General features: G+C 72.5%; 16 protein-coding genes. 9 read left to right on the top strand and 7 right to left on the bottom strand.

Annotated elements, in window-relative coordinates:
* Positions 1–2 precede the first annotated feature (2 nt).
* Positions 3–629 (bottom strand): mycothiol-dependent nitroreductase Rv2466c family protein, encoded by a 627-nt coding sequence (locus ABEA42_RS17265; protein WP_345505118.1) that lies wholly within the window; start codon positions 627–629, stop codon positions 3–5.
* A 114-nt stretch (positions 630–743) separates the two neighbouring features.
* Between ABEA42_RS17265 and pepN the strand changes: the two genes are divergently transcribed.
* The 6 genes from pepN (at position 744) to ABEA42_RS17235 (ending at position 8,818) form a co-directional block, all read left to right on the top strand.
* On the top strand, positions 744–3,302 hold the full coding sequence (gene pepN / locus ABEA42_RS17260; protein WP_345505117.1) for an aminopeptidase N: 2,559 nt from the start codon (positions 744–746) through the stop codon (positions 3,300–3,302).
* Positions 3,295–4,233, top strand: a complete 939-nt coding sequence (locus ABEA42_RS17255) for a mechanosensitive ion channel family protein (RefSeq protein ID WP_345505116.1) — start codon at positions 3,295–3,297, stop codon at positions 4,231–4,233. The genes pepN and ABEA42_RS17255 overlap by 8 nt, the downstream gene beginning before the upstream one ends.
* Positions 4,230–4,628, top strand: coding sequence for a globin (locus ABEA42_RS17250; RefSeq protein WP_345505115.1), 399 nt, complete (start codon positions 4,230–4,232; stop codon positions 4,626–4,628). The genes ABEA42_RS17255 and ABEA42_RS17250 overlap by 4 nt, the downstream gene beginning before the upstream one ends.
* 81 nt (positions 4,629–4,709) lie before the next feature.
* A complete protein-coding gene (locus tag ABEA42_RS17245; RefSeq protein WP_345505114.1) occupies positions 4,710–6,437 on the top strand; it encodes a glycoside hydrolase family 13 protein in 1,728 nt (575 codons plus the stop codon).
* A 132-nt stretch (positions 6,438–6,569) separates the two neighbouring features.
* Positions 6,570–7,364 carry a glycerophosphodiester phosphodiesterase gene (locus tag ABEA42_RS17240; RefSeq protein WP_345505113.1) on the top strand — a complete coding sequence of 265 codons (795 nt, stop codon included), beginning with the start codon at positions 6,570–6,572 and terminating at the stop codon, positions 7,362–7,364.
* Entirely contained in the window at positions 7,361–8,818 is a 1,458-nt protein-coding gene (locus ABEA42_RS17235) for an MFS transporter (protein ID WP_345505112.1), read from the top strand. Before ABEA42_RS17240 ends, ABEA42_RS17235 begins: the two co-directional genes overlap by 4 nt.
* Positions 8,819–8,851: 33 nt before the next feature.
* Here the strand turns inward: ABEA42_RS17235 and ABEA42_RS17230 are convergent, their stop codons facing one another.
* Together ABEA42_RS17230 and ABEA42_RS17225 are read right to left on the bottom strand one after the other, a co-directional pair.
* The gene (locus tag ABEA42_RS17230; RefSeq protein WP_345505111.1) at positions 8,852–9,478 is read right to left on the bottom strand and encodes a hypothetical protein; all 627 of its coding nucleotides are present in this window, start codon (positions 9,476–9,478) and stop codon (positions 8,852–8,854) included.
* Positions 9,475–9,930, bottom strand: a complete 456-nt coding sequence (locus tag ABEA42_RS17225) for an acyl-CoA thioesterase (RefSeq protein ID WP_345505110.1) — start codon at positions 9,928–9,930, stop codon at positions 9,475–9,477. The genes ABEA42_RS17230 and ABEA42_RS17225 overlap by 4 nt, the downstream gene beginning before the upstream one ends.
* Positions 9,931–9,979: 49 nt before the next feature.
* Here ABEA42_RS17225 and ABEA42_RS17220 point away from each other — a divergent pair, with 49 nt between their 5' ends.
* Positions 9,980–12,100, top strand: a complete 2,121-nt coding sequence (locus ABEA42_RS17220) for a RecQ family ATP-dependent DNA helicase (protein ID WP_345505109.1) — start codon at positions 9,980–9,982, stop codon at positions 12,098–12,100.
* Here the strand turns inward: ABEA42_RS17220 and yczE are convergent.
* On the bottom strand, positions 12,089–12,775 hold the full coding sequence (gene yczE, locus ABEA42_RS17215) for a membrane protein YczE (protein ID WP_345505108.1): 687 nt from the start codon (positions 12,773–12,775) through the stop codon (positions 12,089–12,091). The genes ABEA42_RS17220 and yczE overlap by 12 nt on opposite strands.
* A gap of 62 nt (positions 12,776–12,837) precedes the next feature.
* Between yczE and yczR the strand changes: the two genes are divergently transcribed.
* Both yczR and ABEA42_RS17205 read left to right on the top strand, forming a co-directional pair.
* Complete coding sequence (gene yczR, locus ABEA42_RS17210) at positions 12,838–14,289, top strand: MocR-like transcription factor YczR (protein ID WP_345505107.1); 1,452 nt, start codon at positions 12,838–12,840, stop codon at positions 14,287–14,289.
* 64 nt (positions 14,290–14,353) lie between these two features.
* Complete coding sequence (locus tag ABEA42_RS17205; RefSeq protein WP_345505106.1) at positions 14,354–15,307, top strand: acyl-CoA thioesterase; 954 nt, start codon at positions 14,354–14,356, stop codon at positions 15,305–15,307.
* 30 nt (positions 15,308–15,337) lie between these two features.
* Here the strand turns inward: ABEA42_RS17205 and treZ are convergent, their stop codons facing one another.
* Genes treZ through glgX form a run of 3 tightly spaced genes read right to left on the bottom strand, consistent with a single transcriptional unit; the run spans position 15,338 to position 21,823 of the window.
* A complete protein-coding gene (gene treZ, locus ABEA42_RS17200) occupies positions 15,338–17,164 on the bottom strand; it encodes a malto-oligosyltrehalose trehalohydrolase (protein WP_345505105.1) in 1,827 nt (608 codons plus the stop codon).
* Positions 17,151–19,640 carry a malto-oligosyltrehalose synthase gene (gene treY / locus ABEA42_RS17195; RefSeq protein ID WP_345505104.1) on the bottom strand — a complete coding sequence of 830 codons (2,490 nt, stop codon included), beginning with the start codon at positions 19,638–19,640 and terminating at the stop codon, positions 17,151–17,153. Before treY ends, treZ begins: the two co-directional genes overlap by 14 nt.
* 17 nt (positions 19,641–19,657) lie before the next feature.
* A complete protein-coding gene (gene glgX, locus ABEA42_RS17190; protein WP_345505103.1) occupies positions 19,658–21,823 on the bottom strand; it encodes a glycogen debranching protein GlgX in 2,166 nt (721 codons plus the stop codon).
* Between the last annotated feature and the right edge of the window lie 41 nt (positions 21,824–21,864).

Raw genomic sequence — 21,864 nt, 5'->3', positions numbered from 1 at the left:
GGTCAGTCGAAGATGGGGCCGACGGTGCGGCTGCGCTTGAGCTCGAAGAAGCCGGGGGTGCCGGCCACGAGGACGCAACCGTCCCACAGCCGCGCCGCCGCCTCGCCCTTGGGGGCCGGGCTCACGACGGGACCGAAGAACGCCACGCCCTCGACCGCGACGACCGGCGTGCCCACGTCGTCGCCGACGAGGTCGATGCCCCGCTGGTGGCTGGCCCGCAGGCGGTCGTCGTGCTCGTCGGTGTCGGCGTACTCGGCGAGCTCGACCGGCAGGCCGACCTCCTCCAGGGCGGGGACGATGACCTTGGCGTAGTCCTTCTCGCCGCCGAGGTGGATCCGGGTGCCCATGGCGTCGTAGAGGGGCTTGACGACCTTGTCGCCGTACTCCTCCTTGGCCGCCATGATGACGCGGACCGGACCCCAGGCGCGGTCCATCATCGCGCGGTACTCCTCGGGCAGGTCACGGCCCTCGTTGAGCACGGCCAGGCTCATCACCGACCAGGTCACGTCGACGGGGCGGACCTGCTCGACCTCCATCATCCACCGGGACGTCATCCACGCCCACGGGCAGAGCGGGTCGAACCAGAACTCGGCGGAGGTACGGGACGCGGTCTTCTCGGTGGCACTCACCCGCACAATCCTGCCACTGGCGGCCAATCGCCGCTAAAGGGGTCTCCGAGCCCCCTCCCGACCGTGCGAGGATGGCGCCCTCCCCTGCACATTCGCACCTACAGGAGCAGTCTGTTGCCTGGCAAGAACCTGACCCGCGACGAGGCGGTCACCCGCGCCGCGCTCGTGGCCGTCGACCACTACGACGTCGCGCTCGACCTCACGACGTCGGACACCACGTTCCGTACGACCACGACCGTGACGTTCACGGGCCAGGAGGGCGGCCAGACCTTCGTCGACCTCATCGCCCCGTCGGTGGAGGCCATCACGCTCAACGGCGAGGCGCTCGACCCCGCGACCCACTTCGACGGCGTCCGGATCACCCTCCCCCGCCTGGCGGAGCACAACACCCTGACGGTCGACGCCACCGCCGCCTACATGAACACGGGCGAGGGCCTGCACCGCTTCGTCGACCCGGTCGACGACGAGGTCTACCTGTACTCCCAGTTCGAGGTCGCCGACTGCCGCCGCATGTTCACGGTGTTCGAGCAGCCCGACCTCAAGGCCACCTACGCCTTCACCATCACCGCCCCCGCGCACTGGGAGGTCGTCTCCAACGCGCCGACCCCCGAGCCGACGCCGGTGCGTGACGGTGTGGCGACGTGGGCGTTCCCCACGACCCAGCGCATGTCCTGCTACATCACCGCGCTCGTGGCCGGCCCCTACGCCGTCGTGCGCGACGAGGTGCAGACCCGGCGCGGCACCGTGCCGCTCGGCATCTTCTGCCGCAAGTCGATGCTCGAGCACCTCGACGCCGACAACGTGTTCGACTGCACCAAGCGGGGATTCGCGTTCTTCGAGAACGAGTTCGACTGCGAGTACCCGTTCGAGAAGTACGACACGCTCTTCACGCCCGAGTACAACATGGGCGCGATGGAGAACGCCGGGGCCGTCACCGTCAACGAGACCTACGTGTTCCGGGCCAAGGTCACCGAGGCGATCATCGAGCGCCGCGCGCTGACCCTGCTGCACGAGCTCGCGCACATGTGGTTCGGCGACCTCGTCACCATGAAGTGGTGGAACGACCTGTGGCTCAACGAGTCCTTCGCCGAGTGGGCGTCGACCACGTGCCAGTCCGAGGCCACCGAGTGGGAGTCCGCCTGGACGACCTTCGGGATCAGCGAGAAGGCCTGGGCCTACCGCCAGGACCAGCTGTCCTCCACGCACCCGATCGTGGCCCCCATCCGCGACCTCGAGGACGTCGAGGTCAACTTCGACGGCATCACCTACGCCAAGGGCGCCTCGGTCCTCAAGCAGCTCGTGGCCTACGTCGGCCGTGAGCCGTTCGTCGCCGGCCTGCGCGCCTACTTCGCCAAGCACGCGTGGGGCAACACGACCCTGCAGGACCTGCTCGGTGAGCTCGAGGCCACCTCGGGGCGCGACCTCGGCACGTGGTCCAAGCTCTGGCTCGAGACGGCCGGGGTCAACACCCTGCGCCCCGTCGTCGAGACCGACGACCAGGGGCTCATCAGCTCCGCGGTCATCGAGCAGACCAGCCCCGCCGAGCACCCCACCCTGCGACCGCACCGCCTCGCCGTCGGCCTCTACTCCGTCGAGGAGTCCGCGGATGGACCGCTGCTCGTGCGCACCGACCGCCTCGAGCTCGACGTCGACGGTGCCGAGACCGCGATCGCCGAGCTCGTGGGGCGCCCGGTGCCCGACCTGCTGCTCGTCAACGACGAGGACCTGGCCTACGCCAAGATCCGCCTCGACGAGCGCTCGCTCGCGACGGCCCTGGCGCACCCGCGCGGCTTCCAGGACAGCCTGCCCCGAGCCCTCGTGCTCGGTGCCGCCTGGGACATGACGCGTGACGCCGAGATGTCCGCGCGCGACTTCGTCGACCTCGTGCTGGCCTCCCTGCCCGGCGAGACCAACTCCACGATGCTGCGCACCGTCCTCGCCCAGCTCTCGTCGGCCGCGCGCCTCTACGTCGCGCCGGCCCACCGTGACGAGACGCTCGCCGTGGTCACCGCCGGCCTGCGCCGGCTCGCGGAGGCGGCCGAGCCCGGCAGCGACGCGCAGCTCCAGCTGCTCAGCGCGTACGCCGCGGTGCAGCGCGGTGGCGACGACGCCGCCTGGCTGCGTGGCCTGTTCGACGGCACGACCACGCTCGAGGGCCTGGCGGTCGACACCGAGATGCGCTGGACCCTGCTCACGGCGCTGGCCGGCACCGGCGCGGCGACGAGCGCGGAGGTCGACGCCGAGCTGGAGCGCGACAACACCGCCACCGGGCGTGAGCGCGCAGCGCGTGCCCTCGCGGCGATGCCCACCGAGGAGGCCAAGGCGAAGGCCTGGCAGGACGGCGTGGAGGACACCTCGCTGCCCAACTCGGTCGTCGAGGCCATCGGCCTGGGCTTCACGACGGCCCGCGACCCCGAGCTGCTGCGGCCCTACGTCGAGCGCTACCACGGCGCCCTGCTGGACATCTGGGAGTCGCGCACCCACGCGATCGCCGAGTCGATCCTGGTGACCTACTACCCCACCGTCCTCGCCGACCAGCACCTGCTCGATGCCTCGCAGGGCTGGCTCGACGCCAACGCCGACGCCCCGGCCGGGCTGGTGCGCCTGGTCGCCGAGAACCGCGACGGCATCGCCCGCGCCCTGCGCGCCCAGGCCCGGGATGCCGATGCCTGAGTCGTTCCTCACGGCCCTGACCGAGCTGACGCCCCACAACGCGTGGGAGTGGTTCCGCCACGAACCGCTGAAGATCGTCGTCGTGGTGCTCGCCGCGGTGGTGTTCCGCTGGGTGCTCCTGCGCTCCATCGGCCGCGTCGTCCAGGTGACGATGGCCAAGGCGGACGCCCGGCGCTCCCGTGAGCCGGGTCGCGCCGGCCGAGCCGGTCGCGCGATCGCCCAGGCCGCGGGGATCGACCGCGAGCGCCACCGCCAGCGGACGCTCACCATGGCGTCCCTGCTGCGCAGCATGGTCACGTTCTTCGTGGGCCTCGTCACGATCCTGACGGTCATGCAGATCATCGGGCTGCCGCTGGGGCCGCTGCTGGCGTCGGCCGGTGTCGGTGGTGTCGCCCTCGGCTTCGGCGCGCAGAGCCTGGTCAAGGACTTCCTCTCGGGGATCTTCATGATCCTCGAGGACCAGTACGGCGTCGGCGACGTCGTCGACACGGGCGAGGCGGTCGGCACCGTCGAGGAGGTCAGCCTCCGGGTCACCCGGCTGCGCGACGGCAGCGGCGTGGTCTGGTACATCCGCAACGGCGAGATCGTCCGGATCGGCAACAAGAGCCAGGGCTGGTCGACGGCCATCGTCGACCTCCCGGTCTCCTACGAGGAGAACCTCGAGAAGGTCATCCCGCTCATCCGCTCGGTGGTGCACGAGATGGACCTGTCCCCCGACTGGCAGGCGGCCCTGCTCGAGGAGCCCAACGTCGTCGGCGTCGAGTCGATCACCGGCAGCGTCGTCACCATCCGGGTCATCGCCAAGACCGCTCCGGAGCAGCAGTACGGCGTCTCGCGCGAGATCCGTGAGCGCGTCAAGGTCGCGTTCGACGCCCACGGCGTGAAGGTGCCCGTCATGACGCAGTACGGCCCGTCCGGCGGTCCCCGGTGACCGCCTCCGGCCAGTTCGGCAGCTTCTACGAGCAGGTCGGCGGGCACGAGACGTTCCGCCGGCTCGTGCACGAGTTCTACCGAGGGGTGGCCGAGGACCCCGCGCTGCGCGCGCTGTACCCCGAGCAGGACCTCGGCCCCGCCGAGGAGCGCCTGCGGCTCTTCCTCGAGCAGTACTGGGGCGGTCCCACGACGTACTCCGAGCAGCGGGGCCACCCGCGGCTGCGGATGCGGCACCACCCGTTCAAGGTGACGCCGGCGCAGCGCGACCGGTGGCTGCGGCACATGATGGCCGCCGTCGACACCCTCGGCCTCGCGCCCGCGGACGACCTGCTGCTGCGCGACTACCTCGAGCGCGCCGCGCACAGCCTGGTCAACTCCCTCGACGAGGAGTGATCGCGTACGCCCCGCCCACTTCGCAAGACGACGCAATACCGGTTTCCTCCGCCGGGGTCTCATGCCCCACCATGGTTGCCCGTGACTGAAACCCTCTCCTCGACGGTGAGCCCGACCGGCTCCACCCACCTCATCCACCCGGCCGACTCGGCCGATGCCGCCTGGTGGCGCCACGCGGTGATCTACCAGATCTACCCCCGCTCCTGGGCGGACGGCGACGGCGACGGCATCGGTGACCTGCCCGGCGTGACCGCCCGGCTGCCCTACCTCAAGGCGCTCGGGGTCGACGCGGTCTGGTTCAGCCCCTTCTACACCTCCCCGCAGGCCGACGCCGGGTACGACGTCGCCGACTACCGCGACATCGACCCGCTCTTCGGCACGCTGGCCGACGCCGACGCCATGGTCGCCAAGGCGCACGAGCTCGGGCTCAAGGTCATCGTCGACCTCGTCCCCAACCACACCAGTGACGAGCACGTGTGGTTCCAGCAGGCGCTGGCGGCCGCCCCGGGCAGCCCCGAGCGCGACCGCTACGTCTTCCGCGACGGCAAGGGCGAGCACGGCGAGCTGCCCCCGAACGACTGGCACTCGGTCTTCGGTGGCGACGGGTGGACCCGTGTCACCGAGGCGGACGGCACCCCGGGCCAGTGGTACCTGCACCTGTTCGACACCAAGCAGCCCGACCTCAACTGGGACAACCCCGAGGTCGGCGACGAGTTCGAGTCGATCCTGCGCTTCTGGCTCGACCGCGGCATCGACGGCTTCCGCGTGGACGTCGCCCACGGCCTGGTCAAGGAGCCGGGGCTGCCCGACTACGACGTCGAGCAGCACATCCTCGACGGCGAGCTCAAGCCCGGCGCCCCCGTCCCGCCGATGTGGGACCAGGACGGCGTGCACGAGGTCTACCGCCGCTGGCGCAAGGTGCTCGACAGCTACGGCGAGCCCGACCGCATCCTGTGCGCCGAGGCGTGGGTCCGTCCGCAGGAGCGGGCGGTGCGCTACGTCCGCGCGGACGAGATGCACCAGGCGTTCAACTTCGACTTCCTCAAGGCCCAGTGGACCGCCGAGGACCTCCGCGCGGTCATCGAGTCGTCCCTGTCCGCCGCGGACTCGGTCGGCGCCCCCAGCACCTGGGTGCTGTCGAACCACGACGTCGTCCGGCACGCGTCGAGGCTCGGTCTGCCCGTCGGCGAGCGCCAGCCGAACGGCATCAGCGCGACCGCCCCGCAGCCCGACCGCGAGCTCGGCCTGCGTCGGGCCCGGGCCGCGTCGGCACTGATGCTCGCGCTGCCCGGCGGCGCGTACATCTACCAGGCGGAGGAGCTCGGCCTGCCCGAGTCGACCGACATGCCCGGTGAGTTCCGCCAGGACCCGACCTTCATCCGCACGCAGGGCAAGGAGATCGGGCGCGACGGCTGCCGCGTGCCGATCCCGTGGGAGAAGGACGCCCCGTCGTTCGGCTTCGGCCCGAGCGACGCGACCTGGCTCCCCCAGCCGGCCGTGTACGGCGAGTACGCCGTCGACCAGCAGGACGGCGTCGAGGGCTCGACGCTGGAGCTGTACCGGGCGCTGCTCGCCACCCGCCGCGAGCGCTCGCTCGGCGTCGGTGGGCTCGCGGTGGTCGAGGGGTACGGCGACGACGTCGTGGCCCTCGCCAACACCGGCCAGGCTGGCGGCGCGACCCTGGTGCTCACCAACCTCGGCGCCTCGCCGGTCGCCCTCCCCGAGGGTGCCACGGTCCTCGTCTCGTCCGGCCCGCTGGCCGACGACGGCTCGGTGCCGACCGACACCACGGTCTGGGCCGCCGTCTGACGTCCCCCTCCCCCTCCCCTTCGGCGACAAAACGCCGGTTGCCCGCCACACCTCGGGTTGTCTACCCGTGGTTCACCGGGCAACCGGCGTTTTGCTGGGGAGACCCAGCGCGACCCGGGGCAGACTGGTGCGGTGAGAGCGGCCGACTTCGCGTACTTCGACGCGCCCACCCCCATCGGCCTGGCACACCGCGGCGGCGCCAAGGTGGCGGCGAACCTGCACCTGGAGAACACGATGGCCGCGTTCCGCCACGCGGTCGACCTCGGCTACCGCTACCTCGAGACCGACGTCCACGCGACCCGTGACGGCCGGGTCGTCGCGTTCCACGACCACGTCCTCGACCACGTCACCGACCATCAGGGTCGGATCGCCGAGCTCCCGTGGGCGGCGGTGCGCAATGCCCGCGTCGGTGGGAGCGAGGCCATCCCCCTGCTGTCCGACCTCCTCGAGGAGCTCCCGGACGCGCGCCTCAACATCGACGTGAAGGCGGCCGGTGCCATCGAGCCGCTGGCTGCCGTCGTCCGCGCGCACGACGCCGTCGACCGGGTCTGCATCGGCTCGTTCTCGCGCACCCGGCTGCGCGCCGTACGGTCCCTGCTCGGGCCGGCCGTCGCCACGGCGGCAGGCCCGTCCGAGGTCGGCGTGCTGCGCTTCGCCCCCCGCCTCGTGGCCGACTGGCTGCGGTCCCCCGCCGCGGTGCTGCAGGTCCCCACCGGCCACGTCGTCGGGGGCCGGCGCCTCGACCTCGTGACCCCTGCCCTGGTCGACCGCGTGCACTCCATGGGCAAGCACGTGCACGTCTGGACCATCGACGACGCGGCCGAGATGCACCGGCTGCTCGACCTCGGGGTGGACGGGATCGTCTCGGACCGCATCGACACGCTCGCGGACGTCCTCGCCGAGCGCGGCGTACCGTTGGGGCAGTGAGCGCGACGACTCCCCGCCCGGCGAGCCAGGACGCCGACCTCGCGCAGGGTGGGCGGCCCGACCTCGACCACGCCTCTACCGCCCCCTCTCCGGGCGGTGTGTTCGACCCCGCCTACGCCCTCGTGTCGCTCGCGCTGGTGGCGCTCATCACCGTCATCGCGTTCGAGGGCATGGCGGTCTCGACAGCCATGCCCGCGGCGGCCCGGGAGCTCGACGCCGTGCGCTCCTACGGGCTCGCGTTCTCGGTCATGCTCACCACCCAGCTGCTCGGCATCGTGCTCGCCGGCGTCTGGTGCGACCGGTCCGGGCCCCTGCCGTCGCTGTACCTCGGGCAGGTGCTGTTCGCCGTCGGCTGCGGCGTGTGCGGCTCGTCGACGGGGTTCGGGGTGTTCCTCGCCGGACGCGGCGTGGCGGGCCTGGGGGCCGGGCTCATCATCGTCGCGGGCTACGTCGTCATCGGCCGCGCCTACCCGGAGTCGTTGCGCCCCAAGGTGTTCAGTGTCATCTCGGCCGCCTGGGTGCTGCCCTCGCTGCTCGGGCCGCCCATCTCGGCCTGGGTGACCACCACCTTCTCCTGGCGCTGGGTCTTCTGGCTCGTCGTGGTGCCGGTCGTCGTCGCCATGGTGGCCGTCGTCGCGCGCCGCGGCCAGATCCGCGCCGCCGACGAGGGGGTCGAGGCCTCGGGTCGGGACCACCGCGCGCACGCCAGGGCCGCCTGGTCCGGGCTCCTCATCGCCGCCTCGGCAGGCGCCCTGCAGTGGGGCACGCACGACCTCGCGCTCAGGTGGTCGGTCCAGGGCGTCGTGGCCCTGGTCGGCGTGGCCGGGATCGCGGCGACCGCTCCCCTGCTGCTGCCGAAGGGCACGTGGCTCATGCGGCGTGGGCTGCCGTCGGTGATGGTCGCGCGCTTCCTGTTCACCTGCTCGTTCTTCGGGACCATCACCTACATCCCGCTCATGCTCGTCAACGAGCGCGGGCTGTCGCTCGGCGCGGCAGGGACGATCCTCGCGGTCGGCTCGCTCGGGTGGTCGGCGGGCTCGTGGGTGCAGGGTCGTGACCGCTGGTCCGGGCGTCGGCACCGGCTCGTCTCGGTCGGCGGCGCGCTGCTCACCGGCGGTCTGCTCGCGGTCGTGGCGATCACCCACTTCGGCTGGAACCCCTACCTCGTGGCCGTCGCCCTCGTGGCCTGCGGGACGGGCATGGGCCTCGGCACCGCCAGCCTCTCCGTGCTGTCCCTGCTGCTCACCCCACCGGCAGACCACGGCTCGACCTCGTCGTCGCTGCAGCTCGCCGACGTGCTCGGCTCGGTGCTCGGGATCGCCGCAGCCGGAGCGGTCTTCGCCGCGCTCCACACGCAGGCCGGTCGGGACGTGCCGGTCTACGTCGCCATGTGGCTGGGGCTCAGCGTGGTGTCGGCCCTGGTCGTCGTCGCCGGGCGCCGCATCCGCACCTGACCGCGGCGCCTGAGAGCACCGGAGGCGCGCAGGTCAGCGGACGAGGACGTGGCCGGCCCGTGTGGACAGGCGGGTCCACCGGCCGTGGGTCCACACCGTCACCTCCGACCCGGGGGCGGCGAAGCCGAGGGCGTACGCCGCGAACGCGCCTCCCGCCGGTACCGGGGGCGTGGTGGTCGTGAGCCGACCCCAGACGTGCCTGCGCAGCGCCGCCACCGCGGCACCGCCCGCATCCGCCGGCGAGCCCGAGGCGACCTGGGCGATCCCCTCGCGCGCCACGGCGTACACCTCCTCGGCGGTGAGGGCGCCCACGCGCTCCCAGCCGGCGCGGGGCGGCGCCATCGCGGCCCAGCCCACGCTGACCGTCGTGGGGGGCACCGACAGCGTCGTGCCGCCCTCGCGGGCGAGCCGGTCGGTGACGGAGGCGAGGGAGACCGTCGTGTCGAGCTCCGCGGGCTCGGCGAGCGGCATGGCCCGCAGGCCGATCACCGCGCCCTCCCCCATGAGCCCGCTGCCGGGAAGGACACCGACGTACGCCGCGAGCGTGGTGCCGCTCGCCTGGAGGCGTACGGCACCGTCCTCGTCGGCGGCCTTGGCCCGGGCGACGTAGGTGCGCAGGTCGTCCAGGCCCCGGGCGTCGGGGAATTCCAGGACCGTCACCGACGCCGCCACCGGAAGGGGACCGGCTCACCGGAGCGCTCCTCGAGCATCGCCCGTAGGTCGGGCGCCATGCGCCTCGGCGTCGAGGTCGCGAAGTCGTAGAGCACGAGGGTCGTCTCCGCGCGTGCGTAGACCGTGTCGTCCCCGGCGTGGCCGTCGCGCACCTCGTAGGCGAGGTCGAAGCCGGCGCCGCCGATCTTGGTCGCCCACATCTCGACGACGATCGGTGGCACCCGGAACAGCAGGGGCGCGAGGTACTCGATCTCGTGGCGAGCGACGAGGATCCCCTCGGCCAGCACCGAGCGGTCCTGCCCGAACCACTCCTCGAACCCGATGACGCGGGCGTCCTCGAGCAGGCGCAGGAACTGCACGTTGTTGACGTGGCCGTAGGCGTCCATGTCGCTCCACCGCAGCGGCACGTTGACCCGGTAGCGCTCGCGGGGCTCGTCCATGGGGGCCATCCTGTCAGGGCTGTCGTGGCGGCGGCATACGGTGGTCACCATGGAGACGACGACCGCAGGCCTCGACCTGCGCACCCGGGCCACCGACGTCCTGCGCCGGCTGGTGGGGCGGGCGGACGCCGACTTCCGCGACGGCCAGCTCGAGGCGGTGCAGTCGCTGGTCGGTGAGCGCCGCCGGGTCCTCGTCGTCCAGCGCACCGGGTGGGGCAAGTCGGCGGTCTACTTCGTCTCCACGGCGCTGCGCCGCCAGGAGGGTGCCGGGCCCACCGTGATCGTCTCCCCCCTGTTGGCGCTCATGCGCGACCAGGTGGCCGCGGCCGAGCGCGCCGGCATCCGGGCGGTGACGATGAACTCCGCCAACGCCGACGAGTGGGGCCGGGTGTCCGCCGCCCTCGCCGCCGACGAGGTCGACGTGCTGCTCGTGAGCCCGGAGCGGCTCAACAACCCGCGGTTCCGCGACGAGCAGCTGCCCGACCTGGCCCGCCGCTGTGGCCTGCTCGTCGTCGACGAGGCGCACTGCGTCTCCGACTGGGGCCACGACTTCCGCCCCGACTACCGGCGCATCCGCGACCTGCTCACCACCCTGCCGTCCGACACCCCGGTGCTGGCGACCACCGCCACGGCCAACGCCCGCGTGGTCACCGACGTCGTGGAGCAGCTCGGCGCCGGTGGGCACGACGTCGTGACGCTGCGCGGTGGCCTGGCGCGCGACTCGCTGCGCCTCGGCGTCATGCGCCTCACCTCCCCCGAGCAGCGGCTGGCCTGGCTGCTCGCCCACCTCGACAGCCTGACCGGCAGCGGCATCGTCTACACCCTCACCGTGTCGGCCGCGGAGGACGTCGCCGTGGCCCTGCGCGAGGCCGGCCACGAGGTGCGCGCCTACACCGGGCGCACCGACCCCGCCGACCGCGAGCGCCTCGAGGCGATGCTGCGCGACAACCAGGTCAAGGCGCTCGTGGCGACCTCGGCCCTCGGCATGGGGTTCGACAAGCCGGACCTCGGGTTCGTGCTCCACCTCGGGGCGCCTTCCTCGCCCGTCGCCTACTACCAGCAGGTCGGTCGCGCCGGGCGTGCCACCGAGCGCGCCGACGTGCTGCTGCTGCCCGGGCCCGAGGACAAGGACATCTGGTCCTACTTCGCCTCCGCGTCCATGCCGCGCCAGGAGCAGGCGGACGCCGTCCTCACCGCGCTCGCACAGTCGGCCAAGCCCCTGTCCACGGTGGCGCTGGAGGCGGTCGTCGACATCCGGCGCACCCGCCTCGAGCTGCTGCTCAAGGTCCTCGACGTCGACGGCGCGGTCCAGCGCGTCCCCGGCGGCTGGACCGCGACGGGCCAGCCGTGGACCTACGACGCCGAGCGCTACGAGCGGGTCAGCGCCGCTCGGGTGCGCGAGCAGGACCTCATGCTCTCCTACGAGCAGTCCGGCGACTGCCGCATGGCCTTCCTCCAGGAGTCGCTCGACGACGACACGGCCGTCCCCTGCGGCCGGTGCGACTCGTGCGCAGGCGGGTGGTTCCCCACCGAGATCCCCGACACCGCGGTGACGACGGCGCGCGGTCGCCTCGAGCGGGCCGGCGTCGAGCTCGAGCCGCGAGCCCAGTGGCCGTCGGGCATGGACCGCCTCGGCGTCCCCCTCAAGGGCAGGATCGCTCCCGACGAGGCCATGGAGCCGGGGCGGGCGGTCGCCCGCCTCACCGACCTCGGGTGGGGCCAGCAGCTGCGCACCCTCCTGCGTGGCGAGGACGCCCCGGCCCCGGCCGAGCTGCTGCGGGCCTGCGTCCCGATCCTGCGCGACTGGAGCTGGTCCGAGCGCCCGGTGGCCGTCGCGAGCATCCCCTCCCGTACGCGTCCCCAGCTCGTCGAGTCGGTGGCCCGGGGACTCGCGGAGATGGGGCGCCTGCAGTGGCTCGGCACCCTCGACCTCGTCCACGACGGTCCCACCGGTGAGGCCGGTGGCAACAGCGCGTTCCGGCTGGCCGGGGTCTGGGGGCGGCTGGCAGCCGGGCCGGAGATGCGGACTGCCCTGGCCGGCCTCGACGGTCCGGTGCTGCTCGTCGACGACCTCGCGTCCTCGCGGTGGACGCTCACGGTGGCCGCCCAGGAGCTGCGGCGGGCCGGGGCCCCGGGCGTCCTGCCGTTCGTGCTGGCCCTAGAGGCCTGACTCCGCAGCGCCGACCGGAGCAGCACGGCGGTCGGCGGGGACCTCGAGCGGGACGGTGAACAGGGGCAGGAAGAGCTGCACGGTGGGACCGATGAGCACGGCGTAGAGCACTGTGCCGATCCCGACGACGCCGCCGAGCAGGAACCCGACGACGAGCACGGTGACCTCGATCGACGTGCGCACGAGCCGGAAGCTGCGGCCGGTCCGGCGCACGAGCCCGGTCATCAGGCCGTCACGCGGGCCGGGACCGAACTGGCTGCCGATGTACAGCGCCCCCGCGAGGCCGTTGGCGAGGATGCCGCCGACGAGGAGCAGCACGCGCAGCACGAGGGACGACGGCCGGTCGAGCACCGCGAGGGTGGCGTCCGTCGTCAGGCCGATGACGACGACGTTGGCGACGGTCCCGAGCCCGGGCACCTGCCGCAGCGGCACCCACAGCAGGAGCACCGCCACCCCGACGATGATGGTCACGGTGCCGAAGCTCACCGGGAGGTGCCGCGCGATGCCGTAGTGGAAGACGTCCCACGGGTCGAGGCCGAGGCCGGCCCGGATGAGCATGCCCATCGACATCCCGTACAGCGCCAGCCCCGCGAACAGCTGGACGAGGCGTCGGGTCGTGTTGCCGGCGCGCAGCTGTTGCAGTGGCGTCATCGGCGTGAGGGTGGTGCGCGTCATGGATGCCATCGTGGTGGCCGGTGGCCTGTTTTCCGATAGCCAATTGTGCCAAAGTGGTCTGCATGTCTCTCCGTGCGCTGTCCGCTGCCCGGCTGCGACCGCTGCTGGGTGCGGCCCTGGACACCAGCCCGGCGTACCGCGGCCTTGCCGACGCCGTGCGCCTGCTCGTGGCCGATGGACGCATCCCCGCCGGCACGCGCCTGCCGAGCGAGCGCGACCTCACGACGGCCCTCGGGGTGAGCCGCACGACGGTGAGCCGGGCGTACGCCGAGCTGCGGGAGCGCGGGTACCTCGAGTCCCGCCAGGGCTCGGGCAGCGTGGCCGTGCTCCCGGGTGACGCCGCGGGACGGCGGGCCGGCGCTCCCCTGCAGCCCACGACCGACCAGCTCGACGGTCCCGTCATCGACCTGACGTGCGCCTCCATGAGCGCCCCACCCGGGACGGTCGCCGCCTACGAGCGCGCGCTCGAGCAGCTGCCCCGCTACCTCGCGGGCACCGGCTACCACCCCCTCGGCCTACCCGCCCTGCGAGAGGTCCTGGCGTCCGACCTCACCGCCCGCGGCCTGCCCACCGACGCCGAGCAGGTCATGGTGACCAGCGGAGCGCTCGCCGGTGTGGCCATCGCGGCCCGGGCCCTGCTCTCCCCCGGTGACCGCGTCCTGCTCGAGAGCCCGACGTACCCGAACGCCATCGAGACGCTGGGTCGGTCGGGCGCACGGGCCGTCCCACTGCCGATGGGGGTGGACGGCTGGGACCTGGACACCGCGGAGGCGACGTTGCGGCAGACGGCGCCCCGGGCGGCATACCTCGTCCCCGACTTCCACAACCCGACCGGTGCCCTCATGTCCGAGGAACAGCGCTCCCGGCTGGGGCGTGCACTGGGGCAGACGCGCACCGTCGCGATCGTCGACGAGACGCTGGTCGAGCTCGCGCACGACCCCGGCCTGGCCATGCCTAGCCCCCTTGGGGCCCACCACGGCCGCACCGTGACCGTCGGGGGCGCGAGCAAGACGTTCTGGGGTGGGTTGCGCGTGGGGTGGCTGCGCGCGCCGCGCGACCTGGTGCCCGCGCTGGTGACCGCGCGCCTCACCCTCGACCTCGGCAGCCCGGTGATGGAGCAGCTGGTGCTGCTCGACCTGCTGGCGCACCGCGACACCATCCTGCCCGCGCGCCGCGAGGCGGTCGTCGCCTCCCGGGACGCCCTCGTGGGCGCGCTGCGGACACGGCTGCCCGAGTGGCGCTTCACCGTGCCCCAGGGCGGCCTGTGCCTGTGGGCCGAGCTGCCCGAGGCGTTGTCGACGCCACTGACGGTCGCGGCCGACCGGCGCGGCGTGGTGCTGGCGCCCGGGCCGCAGTTCGCCGTCGACGGGGGCATGGAGCGCTTCCTGCGGATCCCCATCACCGGGCACGCCCCCGAGGTCGTGGCCGAGGCGGTCGACCGGATCGCCCTGGCCTGGCAGGACACCGTCACGAGCCGACCGGTCGGGCGGCGCCGGTCGCCCCTGGTCGCGTGAGCGGTCCACCGGCGGGCGAGATCCTCCCTCGGACGCTCGCCGGGACGACCCCTAGGCTCTCGGTGTGACCATCGACGGCCCCGCCTCCCCCGACCCGCTGACGGACCTCCTCGACACCCTCCACCTCGAGGAGCTGGGGACCGCGCGCATCACCGTCGAGGGGGCCGACGGCGGCGAGAGCATCGACCTCGGCGAGTCCGGGGCCACGGTGTTCTTGGGTCGCAGCCAGAAGATGCCGCACGGGCGGGTGTTCGGCGGCCAGGTGCTGGCCCAGTGCGTCATGGCGGCCGGTCGCACCGTGGCCGACATCGACGACGGCGACGGGGTGCGCACCATCCACTCCCTCCACGGCTACTTCATGCGGCCCGGGGACGACACCAAGCCGATCCGGTTCGCGGTCGAGCGGATGCGGGACGGCCGGTCGTTCTCCACGCGCCGCGTCCACGCCATCCAGGACGGCCTGCCCATCCTGTCGATGATCACGTCGTTCCAGGAGCACGCCGGCGGCCTCGACCACCAGGACGCCATGCCGCAGGTGCCCGGCCCGGAGACGCTGCCCGCCCTGTCAGACCTGTACGGCGCGGTGGACCACCCGGCGGCGCGGCACCTCCTGCGCCGGCCGGTGGAGCTGCGCCACGTCGAGGGCGACGTCTTCGCCGAGCCGGGGCCCGAGCAGTCGGCCCACCAGAGCGTGTGGCTCAGGGCGGTCGGCGAGCTGCCCGACGACCCGCTGGTGCACGCGGCCGTGCTGGCCTACGCCTCCGACTACACCCTCCTCGAGCCCGTGATCCGCCGTCACGGGCTGGCGTGGAGCGACCGACGCCTGCGACCGGCGAGCCTCGACCACGCGATGTGGTTCCACCGCCCGGCGCGGGTCGACGACTGGATCCTCTACACCCAGGAGTCGCCGTCGGCTTCCGGCGGGCGCGGTCTCGGGCTGGGACGCATGTTCGCGGCCGACGGCACCCTCGTGGCCACCGTCGCCCAGGAGGGCATGGTCCGCGTCAAGCAGTCCTGAGCGACCGCACCCGCGTGGGCGTGGTTGCGCTCAGCCGACGCGGACGACGGCGGCCGTGCGGGGTGGCAGGTACAGGGCCTGCGGCTTGAGCTTGGTCTGTGACGGCTCCCAGGCGAGCACGACCTCACTCGGCTCGGCGTCGAGCGGGACGGTCCACCTCGACTCGGCGAGGTTGACCACGGTGCGCAGGTCGGCCCGCCGCATCACGAGCCACTGGTCGCGCTCGTCGAAGTCGAGCTGCACCCCGTCGAGGCGTCCGTCGGTGAGCTCGTGCCGGTGGCGCCGCAGCGCGATCAGGTCGCGGTACCAGCGCAGCATCCGTGCGTGCTCGTCAACCTCGAGCTCGTCCCAGCGCAGCTTGGAGCGCAGGAACGTCTGCTCGTCCTGCGGGTCCGGCACGTCCTGCGCCGCCCACCCGTGCGACTCGAACTCGCGCCGGCGGCCCTCGGTGACGGCCTGCGCCATCTCCGGCTCCTCGAAGTCGGTGAAGAACTGGAACGGCGTGGTGGCTCCCCACTCCTCCCCCATGAACACCATCGGCGTGAAGGCCGAGGTCAGGTAGAGGGCCGCACCAGCCGCCTGCATGCCTGGCCCGACGAGGGCCGAAATCCGTTCTCCCACAGCGCGGTTGCCCACCTGGTCGTGTGTCTGCAGGTAGGCGACGAAGCGCCGGGCGTCGACGACGCCGGGGTCGACGGGCGCGCCCCACTCCTGGCCGCGGAAGCTGGACCAGGTGCCGTCGTGGAGGAAGCCGCGGGTCAGCGTCTTGGCCAGCACCGCCACGGGTCCGCCCTCAGGCATCGCGCGGCAGTGCCCGGCGAAGTCGGCGTAGTAGCCCTGGGACTCCCCCGTGAGCGTCACGTGCAGGGCGTGGTGCACGTCGTCGTCCCACTGGGCATCCATCCCGCGGCCCCCGTCGGCGGTCGCGGTGACCATGACGGGGTCGTTGAGGTCGCTCTCGGCGATGAGGTGCAGCGGGCGCCCCAACCGTTGCGAGAGGTCGCCCACCTCGTCGGCGAGCTGGGCCAGCACGTGGGTGGGCGAGTCGTCGCGCAGCTCGTGCACGGCGTCGAGGCGCAGCGCGTCGACGTGGAAGTCCTCGAACCAGCGCAGCGCGTTGTCGACCATCCACCGGCGCACCGGGCCGCTGTCGGGGCCGTCGAGGTTGAACCCCGAGCCCCACGGCGTGTGGTGCGCGTCGGAGAAGTAGGGCCCGAACCGGGAAAGGTAGTTGCCGACGGGTCCGAGGTGGTTGTAGACGACGTCGAGGCAGACGCCGAGCCCGACGCCGTGGCAGGCGTCGACGAACCGCTGGAGGGCCTCGGGGCCGCCGTACACGTCGTCCACCGCCCACGGGCCGACCCCGTCGTAGCCCCAGTTCCGGCGCCCGGGCCAGACCGCGAGCGGCATGAGCTCCACCACGTCGACGCCGAGCTCGACGAGGTGCCCGAGCCGCTCGACCGCGGCGTCGAGGGTGCCCTCGGGGGTGAAGGTGCCGACGTGCAGCTCGTAGACCACGGCACCGAGGACGCCCTCCCCGTGCTGCGGTCCGGCCCACGTCGCGTCGTGCCAGGCGAAGTCGCGGGGCTCGAACCAGCGGCTCTCGCGGTGCACGCCGTACGGCTGCCACGCGGACCTCGGGTCGGGCGTGAGCTCACCGCCGTCGACGCGGAACCCGTAGTCGAGGGTGTCGCCGGCCGGGAGCCGGGCGGCCCACCAGCCCTCGGGGCGGCGTTCCAGGGCGGTGCGCTGCGACGGCTGGCCGTCGAGGGTCCACTCGACCTCCACACCGTCGGCGTGGGGTGCCCAGACGGTCAGCTCGGGCTGCGGGTCGGTCTGCTGCTCAGGCGATCTCATCACGACCCAGCGTGCCATGACGGACGAGCAGGGCGACGGGGAGGTCGGCCAGCACCCGGGCCAGCCTCACCCCGGGGCGCCCCTCCACCGAGACGACAGCGCGCCCGGTGAACAGGTCGTGCCACTCCCCCTCGGGTACGGCGACGTGGGCGTCCCCCCAGCCGTCGCCCAGGCCCTCGCTGAGACGCGTGACGACCGCGATCACCTGCGTGCCCGTCTCGTCGCCACGCCCCACGGCCAGGGCGTGGTCGCTCGTGGTGGGTACGGGGGTGTAGGTCGCGTGCTCCCCGGTGAACCACTGCGCGTGGTGGTGCCGCAGCCGCAGGGAGCGGGAGGTGACGAGCAGCTTCTCGTCGTCGAGGTCGCGAGGCGTCTCTCCGCGGTCCAGGCGGGCCAGCCGCTCGCGCCGTACGCCGTAGTCGACGGGACGACGGTTGTCGGGGTCGACGAGCGAGAGGTCGACCAGCTCGGTGCCCTGGTAGACGTCCGGCACCCCGGGCACCACGAGCTGCAGCAGCTTCTGGCCGAGGATGTTGACGCGCGTCGCCGCCGCGGTGCGGTCGACCCAGGACTGGCAGTGGGCCACCAGCGCCGGCTGGGTGACCAGGGCGGTGACGAACGCCTGGACGTCCTGCTCGTAGGCCTCGTCCTGGTCGGTCCACGTCGTGTGGCGCTTCGCCTCGCGGATCGCCTTGGTGGCGTATGCCTGCAGGCGTTCGGCGCTCACCGGCCAGGCACCGACCGCGGTCTGCCACAGGAGGTACTCGGTGGCGGGGTCGAGGCGCGCCCCGCGGTGGGGCGCTGCGAGCCGGCGCCCGGTGGTCAGCCAGGTGCGCCAGGCAGCGGAGAGCTCGGACACCACGGCGAGCCGTGCGCGCACGTCCTCCGAACGCTTGGTGTCGTGGGTCGACAGCGTCGTCATGGTGGTGGGCCACGTCGCCAGCTGGCGGGCCGCGAACTCGTGCAGCTCGTCCGGGGAGATGCCGACCCGCTCGGGGTCGCCACCCACCTCGTTGAGGGAGGTCAGCCGCGCGTAGCGGTAGAAGGCCGTGTCCTCGATGCCCTTGGCCATCACCGGCCCGCAGGTCTGCTGGAAGCGCACAAGGAACTCCCGCTGGGCGTCCTCGGTCCCGGCCTGGGCCTCCGGCAGGCGGCCGCCACGGGCGAGCTGGGCGATGGTGCTCACCGACAGCTGGTCCGGTCCGGCGACCGCGGTGATCGCGCGCGACTCCGCGGCGTTGAGCACGGCCGCCTGGTCGCCGCCGGCCGGTTCGTCCACGCCGAGGTAGGCGCGGTAGCGGTCCATCGCCACGAGCAGCGCCTCGAGGGCCCGGCGCAGCGAGTCCTGGTCGTGCCAGGGCAGCACGCGGGCCACGAGCCGCATGAGCCGGTTGACCTCGGCCGCCTGCACCTCCCTGACGACCTGCCGCTTGGCCTCGACCACGATGTCGCCGAGGTCCTCGGGGTGGCCGACGACCTGGGTGAGCAGGTCGGTGAGCGGGCCCTTGCCCGCGGGGTCGACGAAGACCCCGCCGACGCGCAGCAAGGTGTCGTAGCCGGTGGTGCCCGCGCAGCGCCAGTCGTCCGACAGCTCCTCGTGGCCCTCGAGGATCTTCTCCGCGACGACCCACGCGTCGCCGGTGGCGTCGGCCAGCCGGGCGAGGTAGCCACCGGGGTCGGCGAGGCCGTCCGGGTGGTCGATGCGGAACCCGTCGACGAAGTCGGAGCGGTGCAGGTAGAGCAGCAGCCGGTGCGTCGCGTCGAACACGTCCTGGTCCTCGACCCGGATCGCCGCGAGCGTGGTCACGTCGAAGAAGCGCCGGTAGTTGAGCCGCTGGCCACCCTCGCGCCAGTCGCACAGGAGGTAGTGCTGCGCCTCGACCAGCTCGGCGACCGGCAGGTGCTCGGTGCCCTGCCGCACCGGGAACACGTGGTCGTAGTAGCGCAGGACCGCCTCGTCCCCGCGCACACCACTGTCGTGGGCCACCGAGAGCTCGTCGTCGGCGAGCACCTTCTCGAGCGGTGCGCCCAGCACCGGGACCAGCACCCGGTCGTCCTCGGCGGCCCAGTCGACGTCGAACCAGTGCGCGTACTCGGACCCACGGCCGTCCCGCAGCACCGACCACCACTGGCGGTTCAGCCACGCGGGCGTCGGCGTCGTCATGTGGTTGGGGACGACGTCGACGACGACCCCGAGGCCGTAGAGCGACAGGGTGCGCGACAGCCGCACCAGCTCGGTGCCGCCGCCGGCCTCCTCGTTGACCACGTCGTGGTTGACCACGTCGTAGCCGTGCGTGGAGCCCGGGCTCGGCTGCAGCACCGGGGACAGGTAGGCGTGCGAGACCCCCAGGGCGTCGAGGTAGCTCGCCTGCTCGGCGGCGTTGTCGAACGTGAACCCGCCGTGCACCTGGAGCCGGTAGGTCCCCGTCGGCACCACCTTCCCGGGCCCGGGACGGTGAGGGGCGCCACGCTGCATACCGATCTCCTGCGAGGTCATCGGCGGGCGACGGCCGCCCCGGCTGGCGACCCCGAGCTGACCGGACGCGGGCACCGGAGCACCACCGTGCTGCGCCCCCGGGCGGTGACGGAGTCGCCGGGCTTGTACTCGGTGGCCTCCACCTCCTGGGCGGTGGTGTCGAGGACAGTCACCCAGCGGTCGCCGTAGTCGACGTGGGGCAGGACGAAGGGGATCTCCTCGCTGTGCGCGTTGAAGATCACGAGGAAGTGGTCGTCGATCGTCTGCTGCCCCCGGGTGTCGGGCTCGGGGATGGTCTGGCCGTTGAGGAAGACCATCATCGAGCGCGCGTAGCCGTTGGCCCAGGACTCCTCGTCCATGTGCTGGCCGCCGGGCTCGAACCACGCGATGTCGCCCACGGCGCTCTCGCCACCGTGGTCGGCCGAGCCGGCGAAGAAGCGGCGACGACGGAACACGGGGTGCTCACGGCGCAGCTCGACGAGGTTCTGGGTGAAGGCGATGAGGTCGAGCTCGTCCTGGTCGAGCTCCCAGTCGATCCACGAGATCTCGTTGTCCTGGCAGTAGCCGTTGTTGTTGCCGCCCTGGCTGCGACCGAGCTCGTCGCCGTGAAGCAGCATCGGCACGCCTTGGGAGAGCATCAGGGTGGCCAACATGTTGCGCTGCTGCCGCAGCCGCAGGGCGTTGACCTCCTCGTCGTCGGTCGGGCCCTCGACACCACAGTTCCAGGAGCGGTTGTGGCTCTCGCCGTCGTTGCCGTCCTCGCCGTTGGCGTCGTTGTGCTTCTCGTTGTAGGACACCAGGTCCCGCAGCGTGAAGCCGTCGTGAGCGGTGACGAAGTTGATCGACGCGATCGGCTTGCGGCCGCTGTGCTCGTAGAGGTCGCTCGACCCCGTGAGCCGTGACGCGAACTCACCGAGGGTCGCGCTCTCGCCGCGCCAGAAGTCGCGGACGGTGTCGCGGTACTTGCCGTTCCACTCGGTCCACAGGGGCGGGAAGTTGCCGACCTGGTAGCCGCCGTCGCCGACGTCCCAGGGCTCGGCGATGAGCTTGACCTGGCTGACCACCGGGTCCTGCTGGACGAGGTCGAAGAACGCGGACAGCTTGTCGACCTCGTGGAACTGGCGGGCCAGCGTCGCCGCGAGGTCGAACCGGAAGCCGTCGACGTGCATCTCGGTGACCCAGTAGCGCAGCGAGTCCATGATGAGCTGCAGGACGTGCGGGTGGCGCATGAGCAGGCTGTTGCCGGTGCCCGTGGTGTCGTAGTAGTGCGCCTTGTCCTCGTCGACGAGGCGGTAGTAGGCGGCGTTGTCGATGCCGCGGAAGCAGATGGTGGGTCCGAGCTGGTTGCCCTCCGCCGTGTGGTTGTAGACGACGTCGAGGATGACCTCGATGCCGGCCTCGTGCAGCGCCTTGACCATGCCCTTGAACTCGGCGACCTGCTCACCGCGCGTGCCGTACGCCGCGTAGCCGTTGTGCGGGGCGAGGAACCCGATCGTGTTGTAACCCCAGTAGTTGGACAGCCCCTTGTCGCGCAGGGTGAAGTCGTTGACGAACTGGTGCACCGGCATGAGCTCGATCGCCGTGACGCCGAGGTTCTTGAGGTGCTCGACGATCACGGGGTGCGCGATGCCGGCGTAGGTGCCGCGGATCTCGTCGGGGACGTCGGGGTGGGTCTGCGTGAGGCCCTTGACGTGGGCCTCGTAGATGACGCTGTTGTGGTACTCGTGGCGCGGCAGGCGGTCCTGGCCCCAGTCGAAGAACGGGTTGATGACCACGGAGAGCATCGTGTGGCCGAGGCTGTCGTCGGTGTTGACCTTGTCGGGCTCGTCGCTCGGGTCGTCGAAGCGGTAGGAGAACAGGGACTCGTCGCCGTCGGGCTGTCCGTCGATCGCCTTCGCATAGGGGTCCAGCAGCAGCTTGGCGGGGTTGCACCGGTGGCCGGCGGCCGGGTCGTAGGGGCCGTGGACGCGGTACCCGTAGCGCTGGCCGGGCTGCACGCCCGGCAGGTAGCCGTGCCACACGAAGCCGTCCACCTCGGGGAGCTGCACCCGCGTCTCGACACCGTCGTCGTCGACGAGGCAGAGCTCGACGTTCTCGGCCACCTCGGAGAAGAGGGCGAAGTTGACGCCGGTCCCGTCGTAGGTGGCGCCGAGCGGGTAAGACTTGCCGGGCCAGATCTGCATGTGTCGCCTTCGTGTCGATGTCGCGGCCGGGCGGCCACGTG

The sequence above is a fragment of the Pedococcus ginsenosidimutans genome (assembly GCF_039544395.1).
Lineage (GTDB): Bacteria > Actinomycetota > Actinomycetes > Actinomycetales > Dermatophilaceae > Pedococcus > Pedococcus ginsenosidimutans.
The sequence above is the reverse complement of the archived record's forward strand: the minus strand, read 5'-3'. Positions and strand labels throughout refer to the sequence as shown.